The sequence below is a fragment of the Thermosipho melanesiensis BI429 genome (assembly GCF_000016905.1).
In the GTDB taxonomy this organism is placed as follows: domain Bacteria; phylum Thermotogota; class Thermotogae; order Thermotogales; family Fervidobacteriaceae; genus Thermosipho; species Thermosipho melanesiensis.
Map to the genome: position 1 here is coordinate 1,107,391 of NC_009616.1, position 20,056 is coordinate 1,127,446.

Genomic DNA, 20,056 nt, shown 5'->3' on the forward strand with positions numbered 1-20,056 from the left:
ATTGTTATAAAAAGGAAGTGGAAAATATGTCTAAACAATTTGAAATTTTAGAGAAAATGATTGAAACATTTGAAGATTCAATCTTTAAAAAATATTTGTTGAGTCTAAGGAAAGAAGAATTTGGAATAAGCGAAAGAAGAGATTATTTAAGAAGCAAATATGATGAAATTGTAGATTTTTATAAAGCCCATGAAAAGGGTAAAAAATATGAAAATAAAAACGGTTAAAATTAATGGCATAAGAGGTTTTCAGTATCATGAAGCTCCTCATGTTATTAGTTTAGATTGTAACCATTTCTTTTTGTTTGGAGAAAATGGGACTGGAAAATTTAGTTTTTTTGATGCCCTTGAATGGGGATTAACTGGTGATGTGAATGAAACAAGAGTAAGAAAAGTGGGCAGCAAACAAGAATACTTGCGAAATAAATTTTGCTTGCCTGGTGATGAACCTTACGTTGAAGTTAAATATAAAAACAATAGTAAAGAAGCAACTTGCAAGAGAATTTTGGGAAGACAGAATGATTGTGAAATAATTGAAGGGATTGAAAACAATTTTATTGATTCTAAACGAATAGAAGAATTTGTTATTGACACAAAACAATCATTGTGGAATAGATTTGCAAGGTTACTTGGATTTGATAGTTTGATAAAATTTGAAGAACAATTGAAACGGCTTAGAAATAAAGCAAAAAATGAATATGAAAGTATTAAAGAAAAGTTAAATGAAAAAAGAAAACAAATAAGAGATATAGAAGAAGAAATTAAAAATTTAGAATTAAGATTAAAAAAAGAGTTAGGGGAAAATTGGAAAAGCCAGTTGGTGGATAAAGATAAACAAGGTTTATTGGAAACGCTAAACAAGCTGAGGGAAAAAGAAGAGGCTTTAAAAAATTTTGAAAAAACATTTATTGAAAAAAACAACCTAAAAACTCAGTTGAATAATATTGAAAGTACAAAAGAAATGTTAAAAATTTCAACAAATGAAATACAAATTTCAAGGGTAATTAATGAAGCGCTCAATTATTTTTATCAAAAAGAAGATATTAATAAGTGTCCAGTTTGTGGCCAGCCAATTGTTTATAAACAAGTACTAAAACGGTTAGAGACTTTAAAAAAAGATTTAGATAAAATAATTTCTTTAGATAATCAAAAAGAAATTTTGAATAAAAAGTTATCAGATTTAGATTTAAAAGAAAATGAATTAAAGAAAAAACTTCAAAAATACTATAAGGACATGAGCATATTTGAAAATTCAGAAAAATCGAATTTTATAAAGTATGAAATAGGGCCAACATCAATAGAAGTTAGGAAGTTAGAAAAACAAATATTCTTATTGGAAGAAAAAGGAAGGTACATGAAAAGCATCGATGATTTAGAAAAACAGGAAGAAGATTTAAAGCAATTAAAAAATCAACACTATCTGAAAAAGAAAATATATGAAGATATAGATAAATTTTATACTTTATATTTAACAAAATATGGGAAGACTATTCAAGAGGAATTAGAAAGAATAAGCAAAAGTGAAGTTACAAATGTATACAATGAAATTACCCAGGCGAAAAATCAATTTATTGAATACATTGAAATTAAGCCAAACATAGAAAATCATGAAATAACTTTTAAACTAAAGATTAGGGGTAAAGAAGAATTAGTCGATGCAATAACTTTTTTAAGCACAGGGCATTTAAGATGCTTAGGTTTTGCACTTTTGATTGCAAGAGTTAAATTAAATTCAAGTAATGTAAATTTTATAGCAATTGATGACCCAATTTATTCAGTAGACCATGAAAGAAGATATTTTTTAATAAAGTATTTAAGAAAGTTAGCAAATGAAGGCTATCAACTTATTATTACAACTTCTGATAGAACTTTTTTTGATATTATTAGGCATCAATTTAATGGAAACTCTTTTAATGCATACAAAGCTTTTTTGGATGATTACACTGGTTTGGGAACTCAAGAGGCAATTTTGGGTTCAGTAAAAATAAAAGGTTGGCCAAATAATTATATTGAAAAAGCTGAAGAGCATTTGGAAAATAAGGATTTGAGAGCTGCAGCGTTATATTCTAGGTTAGCTTTAGAAACTGTATTTAGTATGGCAGCGAAAAAAATTAAGCTTGAAGTACCTTATGATGAAGTTGAAAAGATAGGAATAAAAGGTTTTAAAGACGCAGGTTTAAAGAAAAAATTAGAAAAAGTATATTGTGACAAATTAAAGGAAATTGACCGTCAATTTCAAAGATTAAGTGACAATAGATATTTTGGGCATTTGTTGAATAGTTTTCCACTTAGTCAGGAAGTTCATTTTCCACACGATTCAAGAATAAGTTATGGTTATGATGAAATAAGAGATTTAATAGATATTTTGAAAGATTTTACGGACTTTCTTTTAAATTTGATTAATGGAAATAAAAGAAGTAGAACAAACTGTTAATCTATGAGTTTTCCTATACAATGCAAAATATAGATTGAATTTGTTAATTTCAAATAGTTTTTAATGGTTTTAAATTATTTTGCGGGAGGTGGTAATTGTGGAAGAAACAATTTGTAAAGCAATTAAGGAGAGAAAAATAATCAAATTTTATTATAAAGGTTATTTAAGAATTGTTGAACCCTATGCATATGGTGTTCATAAAAGTACATATAACAAAATTCTTAGAGCTTTTCAAATAGCTGGTGGAAGTTCATCGGGGGAAGTAGTAGATTGGAAACTTTTTGTTGTTGATGAAATATCTCTTCTTACTATTACAAATGAACAATTTAGTGTTAGACCAGAATATACGCTAAATGATTCGGCGATGGGGCAAATTATTTGTCAGGTTTTATTAGGATAAATTGATGAATGTAGAATTAACTTGCTATTTCATAAATTTTCAAACGAAAGAATAGGGAAAAATTATTACAGAGGTGAATAAAATGAAAATAGCTAAAGTGATTTTAGAGAATTTTAGAGCATTTTATGGACGTAATGAAATACCTATTGAAGATTTTACAGTTTTTATTGGACGTAATGATCAGGGAAAGTCTACGATTTTAGAAGCTATTGACATTTTTATAAACGATGGGAAAGGGGTAACAAAAATAGAGGAAAATGATTTAAACATTAAAGCAAAAAATGAAGGAAATGAAATTTTTAAAATAGGTGTTTGTTTTAAAGATTTACCTGAAAATATTGTTATCGATGCTACAAATACTACAACTCTTCAAAATGAGTATTTACTAAGCAAAGAAGGTTTTCTTGAAATTTATAAAGTCTTTAAAAATGGGAAATTACAAAATAAGGAGACATATATAAGATGTATGCATCCGGCAAATGATAGTTTTTTAGAAGGCCTTTTAAAGAAAAAGATTACTGAATTGCAAAATTTTGTAAGAGAGAAAGGGCCAGATTGTTTGGATCTTAGAAAAAGTGCTGAACTGCGAAAATGTATAAGAGATTATTATAAAAGTAAGGATGGCGATCTAGTGTTAAAAGAAATTGATTTAAAAATAAACGAAGAAGGAATGAAGGATATATGGCTGCAGTTAGAAAAGTGTTTGCCTATTTTTTCTTTATTTCACTCTGATAGGCCAAATACTGAACAAGATAGTGAAATACAAGATCCGTTAAAAACTAAGGTAGATGAGATATTTAAAAGAGAGGATATTCAAAATAAATTGGAAGAAATTGCTAAAGAAATTGATGAAGAATTAAAAAAGATTGCTAATGCTACTGTGGAAAAATTCAGAGAATTAAGCCAACAGGATACAGAAATAAAACCCAATATACCAGAGGTTGGGAAGTTAAGATGGAAAGATGTTTACAAAGGAATAGGTTACAATACTGATAACGATATACCACTTAATAAGCGAGGAAGTGGATTAAGGCGTTTAGTGCTTGTTAGTTCCTTTTTGGCCGAAATTAAAGCTCAAAATGAATCAGAAGATAATTTAAATGTAATTTATGCGATTGAAGAACCTGAAACTGGTTTGCATCCAGAAATGCAGAAAACATTGATTAATAATCTAATTAAGCTTTCTAAAAATGGCAAACATCAGATATTAATTACAACACATAGTCCTGCTTTAATAAGATTTTTTGAAACAGATAGTGTGAGATATGTTGAGCAAGAAAATGGCAAAGCAAAAGTTTATCTTTTCGATGAAAATATAGGAGGCAAAATAGTTAAAGAACTTGGATTATTGCCTAACATTGGAAAAGTTGTAATATGTGTTGAAGGTACAAATGATAAGAATTTTTTAATGAACATAAACCAAAATATACCTGAACTAATGGAAATTATAGATTTGAAAGAGAAAATTGAAAGTGGATTAATTTCAATAATTCCAATGCAGGGAAGCAATTTAAATGAATGGATAGATTGTTATGCTTTAAAAAACACAAATGTTGTAGAATTTCATTTGTATGATCGCGATTGTGATGAGAAATATAAAAAAGCTGTTGAAGAAGTGAATCAACGTAAAGACGGTTCTTATGGAGTATTAACCACAAAAAGAGAGATTGAAAACTATATTCCAAGAAGACTTATTGAAGGAAGTTTAAATATAAAAATAGAATTGGACGACTGGGACAATATAGATATTCCAAAAAAAGTTAAAGAAAAAGTGACCAGATTTAGTGATGAAAAAGATGTAAAGAATTATTTGTGTGGCTCATTGTCTAAAAAAATTACAAAAAAAGATTTGGAAGATTTGAATGCTTGGGATGAAGTAAAAAGCTGGTTTGAAAAGATAAAAGAGCTTTGTTCAAAAAGTTTTGACCATTAATCAGCGGGCTCAGATGATTTTATTAATCATATATTTTTGATGTGGCACCATGGATTAAGAAGCTTTAGCTAATTTTCGTAAGCGTAAAGATATTAAGAGTTGCATCTTACTTTTTTAGTAATCCGGGGGGAAAAGGGGATTCAAGGGTGAAAAATGGTCATATAGAGTATTTAAAATCGTTATTGACAAATGTTGACATAAAAGGATATTTAAGACATAGGGAAAGTTCAACCCTTGAGTTTAAAGAAAAGTTTGGATTTGGGAGCATAGAGCATTATGCTAAAACAATGGCTGCATTTGCCAATAACAAAGGCGGGTATATAATTTTTGGTATAAAAGACAGTCCAAGGTTGCTAGTAGGAATAAATCGGAAAAAATTCAATGAAATTAGTCAAGAAAAACTTACTGGTTTTTTAATTGAATATTTTTCGCCTGAAATAAAATGGGAAATGGGTATTGTGGATATTGGAGAAAAATCCTTTGGTTATATATTTGTTAATGAGTCTTTAGAAAAACCGGTGATTTGCAGAAAAGCTAAGGAAAAGTTGAAGTCTGGAGAGATTTATTATCGGTATAGAGGTCAAACAAGAAAAATAGAATTTTCTGAGTTAAGAAAAATTATAGAAGAATACAGAGAAAGAGAAAGACAATATTGGATGAAGCTTATTGAAAGAATAGCAAAAATTGGTCCAACAAATATTGCATTAGTGGATTTATTAAATGGAAGTATTGAAACTACTAGAATATCAGGCAAGCAACTTGTCATAGATAAGTCGCTTTTAAATGAGTTAGCAGAAAAAATTAATTTTATTGAAAAAGGTCATTTTGTTGAAACTAGCGGTGAAACCGCATTAAAAGTTGTAGGGGAAATACAAGTTGCGAATAAAATAATTGTTCCTGATTTAGACCCAAATAAAGATTATCCTTATTTGCAAAAAAAGTTGGCTGAAATGCTAGGAATAAAGCCGTATTATGTACAGGTATTGGTATGGAAATACAAATTGAAAGGTGACAAAAGATATCATTTAAAATTAGAATGTGGGAAAAATAAGATTCATAAATTTTCTAAATATGCCTATGAAAAGTTGAAAAGTGAGCTCGAAAAATTGTCAGAGAGTGATTTAAAGCAATTTTCACATGAATATGAAAAGTTTAAAAGAGGAAATAAGCTTAGTACACCAGGCTAGATAATTAAGAAAATTTTTTTAAAAATACAAAGAGGAAAATAAAAAGTTTATCAGTGTAATTGAATTAATAACAAACTCAATTTCTGAATTTGTGATATCAAGTATGGGATAATTTACAAGAATGATTAAGGAAGGAATTGCCTTCAAAAGTGTTCATATTTTAGAGGGACAATTGATAACAGTTTTTTATTTGAAAATATCTTTGGAGATAAATATAAGATTTGATCGTATTATAGTATTTATGATTACTAAAACTTAGGGGGGATTTTATGAACACAATAACTTCCAAAACTTATAATAAGATTATAGATATTATTAAAAATAACGTTAATATGGTTATTGACGAAATTTCTGAATTAGAAAATATATTAGAAAACTTGCCTAAAAATAAAGTGGTGTGCATTAATAATAGTTTCTTTTATAGGAAAGATTTTGTAAAAACTTCTAAAAATTCGAAATACCTTTGTTTTTCAAAAGAAGATAATAAAGTAAAAGTTTTTATTGGAAAGCTTCAAAATGACATAAAAAAGGACTGGGTAGCTTTTGATAGCAAACAGATTTCGAAAATAGATTTAGAGTTGGCAGTTAGAAGAGAACTTAAAGTAATTGGTGATATAGTTTTTATTCTTATAGGAAATTTGGAAGAAGTTTCAAGTGAAGTTGAATTAGAATTTAGAAAAGCAAAAAGATTAAAGTATGACCCTTCAATTAAAGAAGAGATTTATATAGAAGAAATTGATAAAAAAGGTAATTTCAATTGCATAGTAAATTCGCTTGTTTATTCTGAGAGATTGTTAGAAAACATTGGTAGAGAAATTTTAAAGGCATTGAATGAAGAATTTAATGAAGATAATAAGAAAAATATTAGAAATAAAGTTACAAAAGCATTTGATAAACTTGTTAAAAAAGCACATATAAAGTTGGTATTACCAGGAAGTCGTGAGGATAGTGATTTTTCAAATAGCTTAATAAGTAAGATGATTTTGTCATTTGAAAGTCAACTACAAAAGTATGAAAATAGTTTAAATAAATATTTTTATTCAAAAAAGAAAGAAGAAAAGGAAAGAGGATTAATTGAACTATTGAGATTATCTTATTCGTTTGCTGATGATTCAATTAAATTATTAAAATTGCTTGTGACAATTACTGATCTTAAACCTTTGATTTTATGGTGCACACTTTTTGATTTTTATAAATTGAAAGAAGAATTTAGTAAAATACCATTTATTTTAAAAGGTAATCAAAAAAAGCCGTCTTTAAAAGATTACAGAGAAATTGTTGCTAGTGTTAGAAATTTTGCTTTTCATCGTTTTTTCTTAATTGATAAACCAATAGAAGCAGATTTAACAAATATTAAATTAAATGCTAAAAGGCTTAGATTTTTTGGATATCATAGTGGAAATAAAAAGACAACTCGAAATTTAGAATATCAAGATCAAGAAATTGTCGAGGCTCTTCAAGAGTTTACTACTACAACCAAAAGTGATATTTCAGATGATTTTTGGGAAAAGAATCTGAATATCATGAAGAGTATGGAGAATTTATTAAAATCAATGGAAGAGATTCTGTGGGTTGTTTTCGAAATGAGATATCAAATATCAGAAAATTAAATGGCAGTATTGATAAGTATGGCACAAGATTTTAAGTTAGAAGAAATTATGTGATAGGGGGATTAATATGGGGGATAACAGAACCTTATTTGTTAGTGATGTTCCTACAACGGATGATCAGTTTGAAACTCACAGTAAAATAGCTAAACAAATGGCGAATTTTATTGAAGGTTTAAGTGAAGGAACAACAATTGCCCTGAAAGGAAAATGGGGAAGTGGAAAATCAAGTGTAATTGAAATACTTAAAGAAAAAACGAAGGAGAAGAGTAATTTTAAGATATTTGTTTTTGATGTGTGGGCAGAGCTGGGACATAATTTTAGACAGGCATTTTTGTTAAATTTTTTGGATTGGAGCACTCAGGAATTCGGGAAAGATCTTTTTGAAGAACCAGAGAGTGATTACGAAAAAAGAAGGTTAGAAATTATTGGGAAAAGGAAGAAAATTATGAGAAATGTTACCCCTACTAATAGGACAGCTTTATTGCACTTGTTTGTTTTAATTTTAATGTTAACACTTGTACCGAATTTTATTTCTTTTTTGTTAAATAATTTATCAACAGGGGTTGTAAGAATTTTAAGTTTTCTTGCAATATATTCTTTTCCTTTAACAATTTTGCTTGCTTATTACTTTATTAGTGTTAAGGAAGAAATTTTCAAGAGTATTAGGAAGAAATCTTTGAATAAATTTTGGAAGAAATTTTTGTATATTTTGTATTATATTTTTTATATAATAGTTGGAAAATATGGAATATGGTTATGGTTAGTTTCATATGGGTTCTGGGTAGGCCTTTCAATAAAGTATTTAGTAAATCCACAGTCTTTTAATGAAAATTTTATTCTATTACTATCAGTTGGTATTTATTTAGCAATACCTATTTCGATTTGGTTGGCGACGATGATTACAAAGAAAACTAAAAATCTTATTCCAATTGTATCAATGTATAGCGGCCTTTTGATTGGGAATTTTACAGATCATGAAGAAACAAGATCTTTAGGTGATAATTCGCTAGATTTTAAAAAAGAATTTATTGATATTTTAAATAAAATAACAACCAGAAAAAATGGAAAAATTAAAATTATTATTGTTATTGATAACGTAGATAGGATTCCAGAAGAAAAAGTGGATGAAGTTTTTGCAGCTTTAAAACCGTTTATGATATCCGATGAAAGTAAGAAGAATAACGTTCTAAAAAATGTATTTTATATTATTCCGTTTGATCCAGGTGGAATTAGAATAGAAACAGATAAAGGGGGATATGATTACTTTAATAAGCTGTTTAAAAAAGAATTTTACGTTCCTGAACCAGTATATGGAAGTTGGCATTTATTTCTTGATAAGCTTTTAAAAGAAAATGGAATAAATATAGATGAACATATATTTGAAATTGCTTTGCAAATTGGAAGAGAATTAAAGATTTATCTGGATAGTTATTCTGAAAATAACAAAAAGGATAATAAGGATAGTAGGGAGTATTATGGAAAAAACGAATTCAATCCTCCTACTCCTAGAGAAATCAAAAAATTCATAAATAATTTCATATCAGTCTGTCCTAGAAATGAAAAAGCTAGTAAAAAAGACATTTTTCCATATGCCCTTTTTGCTGCATTAAAAACTTATGGAATTTTGGAAAGTTCAAGCAATCTTGAAGAGATTTTATGCGAGGAGATTATAGAAGACACTGAAAATGAAAAAGAGAATGAAAAAGAATTAAAAAAAGATAAAAATAGGAAATCATTTTTTGAAAACTTTCTTATTAGAAAAGGGTATACAGGGTATAGTTTTATAGATATAGAGAATTTGGAACATCAAATATTCGGAATTTATTATAACATTAGTCCGCAAGAGTCATATATAGTTTTAAATAGAGTAGAAATTGAAAAAATACTAAAAACACCATCTTATACCACAAAATTTAAAGATTTTATTTCTAGCATTCCAAAACTTACCAAAAATGATACTATTTCAGGCACGTTAAAAGAAATTTTTAAAGGGCTTAACGAAAGAATATTTAATACAGAACCACAAATTTTAGTTTTTGCAAGTATTTATCTCAAGGAATTAAAAGAATTAAAAGAAGAAGTTTATAATGAATTAAAAGATATTGTTTTTAGTTTTTTAAGGGAACAAGTTGATAATGACAGAGAACTTGTTTCAAAGATTGACAATCTATTTGAAATTGAAGCTGACGATCAAGAGAACAATATATTAAAAGCTCTATCTTTTATATATTCAGAGTCTGGTATAGATTTAATAAATCCTGTACTAAAATATTCAAAATATAAAGGGATTGCTTTAGAAACAATAATTTTTGAAAAAGTAGACGTAGATATGAACAATTTGAAAAAAGGTTTTGATATTTCTAAGGAAGATGCTGAACAGATTATTATAATTCTAGAATCTATTGGAGAAAAATATAATGACATTAATTTTAATATGAAAGATAGGATAGAAAAGATATTATACAAAACGATGATCGTTAATGAAAAAGTGGTGGAACAAATTCTTGAGTTTTATAAAAATGGAGAAATTGATGAATCGTTTTTGAACGTTTTGAAGGGATTGTCGTTAATACTTGAATTGAATAGTTTTAAACAAGAAAAAGAGAGTATATACGAGTTAATTTTAAGTAATTTTGAAATTTTGAGAAATAAAGTAATATCAAATCAAAATATCGATAATCCTAGAAGAAAATTATTTAGTAAATACCTTTTAACAATTTACAGATATTACTATAACTTAAAATTTGAGGAAAGAGTATTACATATGATCAAAAATAACTGGAAAAAAATAGCAACAATATCTGAAACAGATACTAAAAAATTTGTTGAGTCTGCAATATTTACTATTATTGTGACTTGTCCTAAATTTTTTAATGTAGAGTTTGATAATAATTTTCTTGATGAAGTATTAACAAATACTGATCAAAAAATTCTTGAAGATCTTATTAAGGAATACGAGATGATTGGTCTTATGAAAAAAGAAGAAATATTTAAGCTATATGATAAATTAACAAACATATCTTCAAAGCATATAAATAGAATAAATATCTTTTACAAAATAATATGTGAAAATTTGTTGGAAAATGAGAAAAAAGATTTGGAATGGATATTCAAAAATTACAAAACATTAAGAACTATAGGATTTTCTCAAGAAGAAATTTTGGAATATGTAAAGCAAATTGCCGAAGTAGAAGAATATTCAATAGAAAAATTAGAATTTAATGAATCAAATATAGAGTTATGGGATGAATTTTTAGAATTAGAAGAAAAAAAGAGAGAAGAGTTAAAAGCAAGAATCGTTGAGCAAATTAGAGATAAATTTGAAAATTTCAAAGAAACACTTTTTGTTGATTTAGAGTTTTATGAGTTCTGTACAAAATATGAAATAAAAATAGTAGAAAGTTTACATAAATATATTTTTGAGGGTATTTTGAATTTGGAACTGTTGAGTGACGCTAAAAAAGTAGATATTATAATGGAGTTTATTAAAAAACAAAATGAGGAATTTAAGTTAGAATTTATAAGAGATATTAAGGGGTCTATTAGAGACATAATTTACTCTAATAAGAGCACAACGGATATTATTGAAAATGTGTCAAATATTTTGGGACAATTTAATCCTATTTTAAGAATATTGGTAAATGAAAAGAAGTTGAAGAATGAATTAAGTGACGAAAGTTTTATAGATTCTGTTAAAAATATCACTCCTCAACCTTCAGAACATATCCAAGAATTTTTAAATATGATGAAAATGCAAGAGGAAAAACAATAGATAATTAGTAAAGATTTAGGAGTCATTAATTAAAAATAAACATTAAATATAACACAGTTAAAAAGGTGCAAATATGGCAAATAGAGAATGCTCTATGGATTTTTAAGATATGAAAAGATTTTTGGTTAGTTGCTATCAGTTCTTTTCAAGTTCTGAATGTTGAGGCCAAAAGACAAAGTACCAAGAAGCAAGGGCTAAGAACATGTGCATATTATATTGGGTTGAATATATGGTTCTGTACTAGTTTAGTAAAAAATCTCTGAATTTTGGAGTTTTTGTTTTACATTAACCCTATTTTTTCTTATATCTTTTATCCTTTTTTATAGAATGAATAGTATATGAAGATTGGTTACTATTAGATATTTTTTATATTACGAAAATTTAGCCGAACAGACATTAAAGTGGTAATATAGTATTGAGAAGATTAACAAGATTGACAAAAGTAAAAAATAGAAAATTTGTTTAAAGTAGGGGGGAAACTATGGGAATAACTTTATGGGGGAAAAGCGGTGAAAGATATAATTTTGATGGTCCGTATATTACAACAAATATGCTACAGGATCGTTCGGGTGTATATGTGATACTTTGTAGTAATAGGATAGTAATAGATGTAGGTGAGGCTTCAATGGTAAAAACCCGTATTGAATCTCATGATAGAAAGGAATGTTGGGAAAAACATTGCTATGGATTTATAAGTTATGCAGCATATTACATTGAATATGGTAAAAAACCTTCAAGAGTAGAAGTGGAACAGGATATTAGAGAATTTTATAATCCACCTTGTGGGAAGAGGTAAATGTTTTGAGTTTAATTGGAATGTTACGAAGCATATACGTATTTTACAGAGCTAATTTCAAGAATGCAGGGATAAGCTACTAATTCAGTGTGTTAAAAAGAAACAAATTAATTGTCAGTTGTCAATTGATAAAAATTTTTCCTTATTAATGCTTATCGAGGTGACAAAAAAAGGAAAGAGAAGATATTTTTAATTAGGTAATTGAGAGAAAGTTTGTAAATTTTCACGTAGATTAGTTAACAGGCTGGTGTAATAATAGGGGTGATATTGTGAGAAAGAGGTACTTTGTCGAATGGAATTCAAATAACCAGAAATGGCAGTTGAAGCAAGAGAAGGGAAGTAAGGCTATCAAAAATTTTGATACAAAAGCAAAAGCAATAATATATTCACGGAACGTTGCAAAGAATAATGCGCCGAGCCAGCTAGTAATAAAGAAAAAGAACGGAAAAATAGAAAAAGAGTGGACATATGGTAATGACCCTTATCCCCCAAAAGGATGAGCGCTCAAAATATTTTGTTGTTCCACATCTCAAACATAGCTCCTAACAAAGATGAAGGGAAGGGTTGTTACGATCTTTGCAATGATATAACTGGTAATCATCTTTGGTATGACCACTTTTCCAAAGGTTTTCAGAGTAGTAGTGAGGATGGTCAGATGAGGATGTTTTGGAATTTTCATGCTAGTAAGTTAGCAATCTGATATAAGGAAGGAGGTGCCAAGGATGACAGAGTATAGAAGAAAAAAAGGAAGCGATACTTGGCACTGGTGTAAAAATTGCTCAAAATGGCCTACATTTGATTATGAAGTACGTTATAGCAAACCTTCTAATGGCGAACTATGTAATGAATGTAAAGCAAAAGAAGAGAAAGAAAACTGTAGGAAATAATGAACAGTAAATAAGCAGTTCGTTTATATATTTTCAAGTATTTACAACCAACTCAAAGTAGAAAAAACCAATAGATAAAAAAGGGACTGTGCTATAAAATATCTAGTGGCAAAGAAATATGCAAGAAAGGAAACATGGTTTCTTTACAAGGTTGTGTTCTTTAATTTTTTTTCTAATTCATCTAAGCAATAATCCTTTTTTGTACACTATTATTTTCCCTTTTTTATACGTTTTTATTTTGATTTTTACAAGTTTTTTTATTTTAGATAAGGGAATAGAAGGTGAAAAAGAAAATTTATGGTTGAAAAGTCGCTGGTGTGATAAGCATGGAGAAGAATATCTGAATAAGGTTTAGAGATAATAAAAAATAAATAACTTTGGAATTTGTTAGGAAGGGAGAAGATGGGCGCTCGAAATGAAAGATTAAAACTTATATTAAACAAACTCACAATTAATTCATACAAAAATTAGAAAGAATACTTGTAAGAGAAAAAAGAAGAAATAAAAAAGTAAAAATATACTACTAGTTAGTTTAAAAGATTTTTGGCAAGTTTGGTATTTTTTGTTTTTTGTGATATAATACTAAACACGATTAGTATAATTGTAATTAGTATAATTGTATATAGTTATATTAGATGGGTGGTGGTATTATTTTTATAAATAGATTTGAAGAAAAGGAGTTACTTAATGAAATACTTAACTCTCACAAAAAGGAGGTTTTCATATTATATGGTAGAAGACGAGTTGGAAAAAGTGCTTTGCTAAAAGAAGTTTCAAAAAATAAAAGAACTTTATTTTATACTGCCAGGAAAATATCAAAAGCTGAGCAATTAAATAGTTTTTCCAGAAGTGTTGGAAAGTTTCTAAATTTAGGAAATATAAAGTTTGAAAATTGGGAGGATGTGTTTAGAATCTTATTTAATTTTTCAGAAAAAGAAAGTATAATTATCATTCTCGATGAATTTCAATATCTTGCAGAAAAAAATGAGGAGATAATTTCTGTTCTGCAAATTTTATTAGATGAGTTTGATGATTCTAAAATTAAACTTATTCTTTGTGGTTCAAGCATAAGTTTTATGGAGGGGATATTAAGTTATAAAAATCCGTTATATGGAAGAAAAACTGGGAGTTTAAAATTAAATCCTATCCCCTTTGAACATTTGAAACTTTTCATACCAGAATATGATTTTCACCAATTAATTGAAACTTATTCAATAATTGGAGGTATACCATATTATCTAACTTTGTGGGATGGAAATACAAATTTATACTCAAATATTGAAAATCTATTTTTAAAACTTGGTGCCCCATTAAAAGAAGAGCCGTATTTTATTTTATATCAAGAATTAAGAGAGCCTGGAATCTATCAATCTATACTTGAAGCCCTTGCAAGTGGTAAAAATAAAATTAATGAAATTACATCATTTATCGGCGAAAATGATTCTCGAAAAATACAACCGTATTTGAAATCACTTATTAACTTAAAATTGATAAAAAGAATTACTCCCGCACTTCTAAAAAATCCACATAGAACCAAAAATTTTTTATATCTTATTGATGACCAGCTATTTAGATTCTGGTATAGATATATTTTTCCTTATAAAGAAAGCGTAGACTTAAATGAATATGAAAACGTTTTGAAATTGATAGAAAAGGACTTGCCACAATATGTTTCGTTTGAATTTGAAAAACAAAGTGTAAATTACCTAAAAAAACGTTTTAATTTGGTTGAGGCAGGAAATTACTGGAAAAAAGATATTGAAATAGATATGCTTGGCAAGGGCAAAGAAGGGGAAATATATGCTGCCGAAATAAAATGGAGAAATAAGAAAATGAATATAAAGGATTTTTATAATTTGAAAAACAAAGTTGAAAAACTACAGTTGAATGTAGATTATTTTATTTTGGTTTCAAAAAGTGGTTTTGAAGAAAATCTTTTTGAAATAGATGAAAATGTCTATTTTGTCGAATTTAGTAAAGAAAAAGGTTGGCAAGATTGGCAAAGGTAATGAAAGTAGATATCAAATATTGAGGAAAATGAAGAAGGATTTTGATTGTTTATAATTTTAAAATTAACAAATAAATGTTGAAAAAGTTGAAAGAGAGTATGCTTTAGAACTTTTAAACCTTTTCGATAAATTTTGATGCAGAGAAGAAAAATTTATTTTGGAAACAAAAATGAGAGAAAAGATGAATTAGGGGAAAAATAAAGTAGTTGTGAAATTACTTGATTTAAAAAAGCAATCGTTTATTTTAGAGTAATTTTTATAAAAATTTTTGCGACATATAGTCGTTTTTTTTTAAAAATAATTATCGGAATAAATAAAGTAAAAGCGTAAAAAATTAATTGTAAAAATATGTAAAAAAGGAGTGAGTATGCGTAACAGGTAGTTGCCGTAGTTGATAAAGGGACAAATTATGTTTTTCATATTCTTGCAGCATCTGGTGTGAATTTTTACAGTGATTATACTGAAAAATACTCAAAAACTTTAAAAAGAAAAGATTTAGATTTTCTTAAAGAGCATAAAAAGCTTCTTAGTTTTCAAAATGGGAATGCATCTGAACTTTACAATTCTTGTGTATTTTCAATATTCTGGAAAACGATACACCAGATTGCTGGTTCAGATGTTTTTATCCGTATTTCATATCATACGTCTTTTTCAATGTTTCATGTAAAACCACTCCCAATGGGGTGGTGAATTTCAAAACACATATTCTATCCTCACAAAATTCCCGGTAAAGGCTATAAAGGATGTATATTGCAGAAAATAAACACATTTCCCGATCAACGGTACCACACCATCGTTTTAATTTTCTATCAACGCTTTTATCAAACGCGAAAATTGTTCAACCGTCGGCATGGTGATTGTGTGCTTCCATATAATTCCTTCTGTCACTGCACCCGCATTTGTCCTGTAAATAAGTACATTGTCAGGAGATACTACCATTATCGTTTCAGGATACAACAACCTCAACCTGATTGTTACCTCATCAAGTTCCTCACGAGATATCGGAATGATTGTCAATCCCTTGTATTTTTCAGCCAGAGATTCTATATCCTCTGGACACTCTTCACATGTTTGGCAATAGCAAGATGATACTATAAGTAGTACATAGGGTTTTATCCTTATCTTCAAAAACCCTGATAACGCATTAAGCCAAGTCTTTATCTTTGGTATTTCCGAATCGGTCAAGAAGTTGAAGTAAATTATTTTCCATTGTCCCGCATGGCCCACCAGATTTATTTCTCTACCACTAACATCTTTGAAAGAAATATCTGGAAACAGTTCCCCTACAAATGGGACAAGTACAGAAGTCGCGCATCTTTCAAGAACTATAGAGTTACCATTTTTGGTGACGCTCTCTATTGTAAAGTATTCTTTCCCAACTTTTATGTATTTTCTGAACAGCTCTGGTCCATCGAATTTACCGTTTTCGTTCAAGTCCACCATGAGCAATATCGCGTCTTTTGTATACCACCCATCTGAATCTGTCTCAGCGATTGCCGCGTTGTAAAATACATTACTGCGTATCTAATATCAATTTACTACATGAATAAAAATAACCATCCGAAGCTAAGAATACTTGAATATATAATGCTGAACAATTTATCCAAGAAGGTGTGACTTTTAATACTACAAATTTTATATAAGACCATAAAGGAAATTTCACCTATTTCATTATATGTGTTACTTTTTTTAATAAATTTTATCTCAATCCATTTAACTTTTATCAAAATGAGGATCTTTTCTTGATAATAGGTTTATTATACATGAAATGTTATAAATAATTTTAATGCTATTTGCGATATTAATATTTAGTAACACATTTTTAATTTTATCTATAGTTTTGTTTAAATACAACTCTAATTTTCTGGATTTTTCTTTCTTTTTTTAAAAAAAAAACAATAAATATTTTATAAATTCTTATTATTTTATAAATTTTCTATAAGGAAATTATATTGATAAAGTCGATATTGTTCAATTAGGTGATAATAGTTTTTTGTTTGCTTTGGATTTGTATGTTAGAAAAAATACTAAGCAAGTAAAAATGTATTTAATTTTGTTATAGGACATCTTGAAAAAGTGGTGAAATAAAAGGATTAAAAAGAGAAGACAGCTATGTTATTCCAATTGAAGCAATCAGAGAAGCTTTAGTAAATGCCGTTGTTCATAAAGATTATTCAATTAAAGGTTCAGATATAAAACTTGCGATTTTTGATGATAGAGTTGAGATAACTTCACCAGATGGACTTCCCGGGAATCTTAGTGTTGAGCTTATTCTGCAGGGGCGGTCGGAAATTAGAAATAGAGTTATTGCAAGGTTTTCAAAGAAATAGGTTATATTGAACAATGGAGAAAAGGGATAAAGAGGAAAGAAAAATTATGTAAAGATAAAACTCTAAAAACGCCAGAGTTTATTGATGATATAGCATTTTTTAAGGTAATAATTTACAAAGTGCAGGATATGAAAAGGAAATTTTGGAATTTCTTTATAAAAACCATTCTCTTTAAGAAAACCAAAGAAATGTTAGATAATTTTACAAATTTGGAAGTTTCCTTACATTAAATTTTTTTCAAACAAATGGGAAATTGAAAGAAGTTTTTCTTCTTCAAATTCAAAGGCAGAAAAGGTGATGCCAAAAGGCCTTTTTTGGCAAAAGTAGGTGGAACGGTAATAGAAGGACATTGTGCTTTTGCCATAATATGTGCGCCACAGTTTTCCAGAAACATAATAACATTAATTGCTATAAAATTATATAAGAGTATTGTTTTGTAATGTGTGTTTTGTTTTTGTAATGATTTTAGTGTTATGGTAAGCTTAGATGGAGATCAACTGTATAATGATAAATTACGTCACACAAAAACAGGTAAGGGTACACATAATACTATCTTAAATGGTATTAAAAATTTGTTGCTGTATAACACAAATGGTAGAATTAGTATTCGTGTTACGTTGACTTCTATAAATAATGATTTGATTGAATTGACTGGATACTTTTCTTCCTTAGATTTACCATTCACAATTCAATTAGTTACAACAAATGATGCAAAGTTAAGACCAACTTTTGAAGAGCTATCTTCAGAAATCGATGATTTTGGAAAATATATTATAGATTTGGTTAAGAATAAAAATTACAAAGAAGCTTTTAAAAGAATGTTTGGGTGGGTAAACCTTGCTATAACTGCTGTTCATGGTAAAAGTAAAAGATTTTATCCGTGTGGCGGTGGTAGAAAAGTTCTGGTTGTAAATCCAATGGGTGATGTTTACATTTGCCATAGAATGGATGGAAGTAATAGTGGTAAGGTTGGAAATATATTTGAAGATGCTCGCGAGGAAATTATTAAAAATACAAGAGAATTATTTTCAGAGAAACTCTATGCTGTGGATCGCTTACAAGACTGTTCTAACTGCTGGGCGAAATATATTTGTGGTGGTAGATGTTATCATGAATCACTGATTACAACTAATGAATGGAATACTGTTGATAAGCTCAGTTGCCATTTTAAGAAGAAGTTGTTTGAATTGGGATTAGTATTATATGCTTATTTACCCGATGAATTAAGAGATAATTTTTCAAAAACAAACAAATCAAAAGTAATTCTATAATAAACTATTTTAAAAAAGGGGGAGAGCTTATGAGGAAAATTCTAAAAGTGCTGACGGTTTTTTTTTTTTAACAGGTGTCGTTTTTGCTTCCTCGGTGGTTGCAGCCAAAATCGAACCAGAAAAACTCCAAAGGGATTTTGAATTCATTATTACCCTTTTAAAAGAAGCGTACATCGACCCATATGAACTGGTTGAGAGCCCGGAATTTACGAAGATTGTTGATAGTGTAAGAAAGAAACTCGATAAACCCATGGATAGCTTTGAATTTTTTAAAGCGGTTTCCCCTATTTTTCATTACCTGAATGATTACCATTGCAATATTGAGTTTCCCATTTCATATGATTTTCAAATCTTTCCAATGACTCTTTATGTTGTAAACGATAATATCTACGTTGTCTTTTCACTGGTCGACGATATACCGGTAAAGTCAAAAGTTCTGGCAATCGACGGAATCCCTTCGGCACAAATAATAAAGGAGTTTGAACAGTATACCAATACAAGAGAAAACACTTCCCTGAAAGAACGTGAAATCTCCCGGCGTATCAATCTGATACCGACGTTTTGGAATAAAAGAAGTGTGGAAATAGAGTTTGAATACGACGGTTTTACAAAGAGAGAAAAGGTAAGTGCTGTAACGATAAGGGAATATAGAAGAAAAGTTCAGAAATCTGAGAAATCGAAGTTACCGTACGAATTTGAAAGGAAAGGAAGTATAGGAATATTAAGAATATGGAGTTTTAAATTTAAAGGGAATTTATTTGCTGATTTTAGGGAGTTTTTAAATGAGGTTTTTGAGAAAAATAAGGATATGACAGATTTGGTCATAGACATAAGAAGAAACTTCGGTGGCCGTTTGCGAATTGTATTTGAAGTGTTGGGACATTTTGTAGATAAGCGGCTCTTCGTAAAGCACAAAGTTAAGGTGAAAAACTCCAAGTACAACGATCAGGAGGCTTTAGCAAGGGTAGGGGTTCGTTACGACAAAAACGCCGAGGGAAAGATAATTGAAACGACTTCCTCGTGGGTTATAACCCCAAGAAATCCAGTATTTAAAGGAAGGGTATGGGTGCTTGTCGATAACGGTATAGCTTCTGCCGCAATAATTTTTGTAGACATTGTCCAAAAGTATGGGATAGGAAAGATAGTGGGAGAAAAACCGGTCTATTCACCGAATCTTACAAGTGAAGGTACCGAACATTATCTACCAAACGTAAAGACTTATGTTTTTATTCCAGGTTCGTTGTACATATTCTGTCCTCAATCAAACAGAATAATTCCGGATTACGAACTTGTAATAACGACAGAGGAAAAACTCGAATGGTTGACGGGAAGTTCCGATCCTGTTCTTGAAAGGGCGATAGAAATTATTGAGAACAACTAAAATTCTGAATAATTATAAACATGAAGGAAGGGGGATTAAGGAAAGGG

15 protein-coding genes and 1 pseudogene are annotated in these 20,056 nt (G+C 28.7%); 15 read left to right on the forward strand and 1 reads right to left on the reverse strand.

Annotated features, from left to right (window positions below; genetic code table 11):
* Window positions 1–26 precede the first annotated feature (26 nt).
* From TMEL_RS05625 to TMEL_RS05685, 12 genes are all read left to right on the forward strand, one after another.
* Window positions 27–227: a hypothetical protein gene (locus tag TMEL_RS05625; RefSeq protein WP_012057304.1), complete on the forward strand. Its 201-nt coding sequence runs from the start codon at window positions 27–29 to the stop codon at window positions 225–227.
* A complete protein-coding gene (locus TMEL_RS05630; RefSeq protein WP_012057305.1) occupies window positions 208–2,433 on the forward strand; it encodes an AAA family ATPase in 2,226 nt (741 codons plus the stop codon). Before TMEL_RS05625 ends, TMEL_RS05630 begins: the two co-directional genes overlap by 20 nt.
* Before the next feature lie 97 nt (window positions 2,434–2,530).
* Window positions 2,531–2,833, forward strand: coding sequence for a WYL domain-containing protein (locus TMEL_RS05635; RefSeq protein ID WP_012057306.1), 303 nt, complete (start codon window positions 2,531–2,533; stop codon window positions 2,831–2,833).
* Between the two features lie 82 nt (window positions 2,834–2,915).
* The gene (locus tag TMEL_RS09940; RefSeq protein WP_012057307.1) at window positions 2,916–4,766 is read left to right on the forward strand and encodes an ATP-binding protein; all 1,851 of its coding nucleotides are present in this window, start codon (window positions 2,916–2,918) and stop codon (window positions 4,764–4,766) included.
* A gap of 146 nt (window positions 4,767–4,912) precedes the next feature.
* Complete coding sequence (locus tag TMEL_RS05645) at window positions 4,913–5,953, forward strand: ATP-binding protein (protein ID WP_012057308.1); 1,041 nt, start codon at window positions 4,913–4,915, stop codon at window positions 5,951–5,953.
* 269 nt (window positions 5,954–6,222) lie between these two features.
* Window positions 6,223–7,563, forward strand: coding sequence for a hypothetical protein (locus TMEL_RS05650; RefSeq protein WP_012057309.1), 1,341 nt, complete (start codon window positions 6,223–6,225; stop codon window positions 7,561–7,563).
* A 67-nt stretch (window positions 7,564–7,630) separates the two neighbouring features.
* The gene (locus TMEL_RS05655) at window positions 7,631–11,335 is read left to right on the forward strand and encodes a P-loop NTPase fold protein (RefSeq protein WP_012057310.1); all 3,705 of its coding nucleotides are present in this window, start codon (window positions 7,631–7,633) and stop codon (window positions 11,333–11,335) included.
* 481 nt (window positions 11,336–11,816) lie between these two features.
* Window positions 11,817–12,131, forward strand: a complete 315-nt coding sequence (locus TMEL_RS05660) for a hypothetical protein (protein WP_012057311.1) — start codon at window positions 11,817–11,819, stop codon at window positions 12,129–12,131.
* 269 nt (window positions 12,132–12,400) lie between these two features.
* Window positions 12,401–12,631, forward strand: coding sequence for a DUF2188 domain-containing protein (locus TMEL_RS05665; RefSeq protein WP_012057312.1), 231 nt, complete (start codon window positions 12,401–12,403; stop codon window positions 12,629–12,631).
* Complete coding sequence (locus tag TMEL_RS05670; RefSeq protein ID WP_041426022.1) at window positions 12,628–12,831, forward strand: hypothetical protein; 204 nt, start codon at window positions 12,628–12,630, stop codon at window positions 12,829–12,831. Before TMEL_RS05665 ends, TMEL_RS05670 begins: the two co-directional genes overlap by 4 nt.
* An 822-nt stretch (window positions 12,832–13,653) precedes the next feature.
* Complete coding sequence (locus TMEL_RS05680; RefSeq protein WP_012057313.1) at window positions 13,654–15,027, forward strand: ATP-binding protein; 1,374 nt, start codon at window positions 13,654–13,656, stop codon at window positions 15,025–15,027.
* Between the two features lie 438 nt (window positions 15,028–15,465).
* Window positions 15,466–15,717 (forward strand): hypothetical protein, encoded by a 252-nt coding sequence (locus tag TMEL_RS05685; RefSeq protein ID WP_012057314.1) that lies wholly within the window; start codon window positions 15,466–15,468, stop codon window positions 15,715–15,717.
* A 108-nt stretch (window positions 15,718–15,825) separates the two neighbouring features.
* Here the strand turns inward: TMEL_RS05685 and TMEL_RS05690 are convergent, their stop codons facing one another.
* A complete protein-coding gene (locus TMEL_RS05690; RefSeq protein ID WP_143611022.1) occupies window positions 15,826–16,461 on the reverse strand; it encodes a hypothetical protein in 636 nt (211 codons plus the stop codon).
* A 758-nt stretch (window positions 16,462–17,219) separates the two neighbouring features.
* Between TMEL_RS05690 and TMEL_RS10740 the strand changes: the two are divergent.
* The 3 genes and pseudogenes from TMEL_RS10740 to TMEL_RS05700 all read left to right on the forward strand — a co-directional run bounded on the left by TMEL_RS10740 (window position 17,220) and on the right by TMEL_RS05700 (window position 20,009).
* A pseudogene (locus tag TMEL_RS10740) lies at window positions 17,220–17,587 on the forward strand (ATP-binding protein).
* 213 nt (window positions 17,588–17,800) lie between these two features.
* On the forward strand, window positions 17,801–18,628 hold the full coding sequence (locus TMEL_RS05695) for a radical SAM protein (RefSeq protein ID WP_012057317.1): 828 nt from the start codon (window positions 17,801–17,803) through the stop codon (window positions 18,626–18,628).
* A gap of 94 nt (window positions 18,629–18,722) precedes the next feature.
* A complete protein-coding gene (locus TMEL_RS05700) occupies window positions 18,723–20,009 on the forward strand; it encodes a S41 family peptidase (protein ID WP_012057318.1) in 1,287 nt (428 codons plus the stop codon).
* Window positions 20,010–20,056: the final 47 nt, after the last annotated feature.

Excerpts from the sequence above, each read along its gene's own strand:
- TMEL_RS05625 (WP_012057304.1), top strand. The coding sequence starts at position 27 with ATGTCTAAACAATTTGAAATTTTAGAGAAAATGATTGAAACATTTGAA.
- TMEL_RS05630 (WP_012057305.1), top strand. The coding sequence starts at position 208 with ATGAAAATAAAAACGGTTAAAATTAATGGCATAAGAGGTTTTCAGTAT.
- TMEL_RS09940 (WP_012057307.1), top strand. The coding sequence starts at position 2,916 with ATGAAAATAGCTAAAGTGATTTTAGAGAATTTTAGAGCATTTTATGGA.
- TMEL_RS05650 (WP_012057309.1), top strand. The coding sequence starts at position 6,223 with ATGAACACAATAACTTCCAAAACTTATAATAAGATTATAGATATTATT.
- TMEL_RS05655 (WP_012057310.1), top strand. The coding sequence starts at position 7,631 with ATGGGGGATAACAGAACCTTATTTGTTAGTGATGTTCCTACAACGGAT.
- TMEL_RS05660 (WP_012057311.1), top strand. The coding sequence starts at position 11,817 with ATGGGAATAACTTTATGGGGGAAAAGCGGTGAAAGATATAATTTTGAT.
- TMEL_RS05670 (WP_041426022.1), top strand. The coding sequence starts at position 12,628 with ATGAGCGCTCAAAATATTTTGTTGTTCCACATCTCAAACATAGCTCCT.
- TMEL_RS05680 (WP_012057313.1), top strand. The coding sequence starts at position 13,654 with ATGGGTGGTGGTATTATTTTTATAAATAGATTTGAAGAAAAGGAGTTA.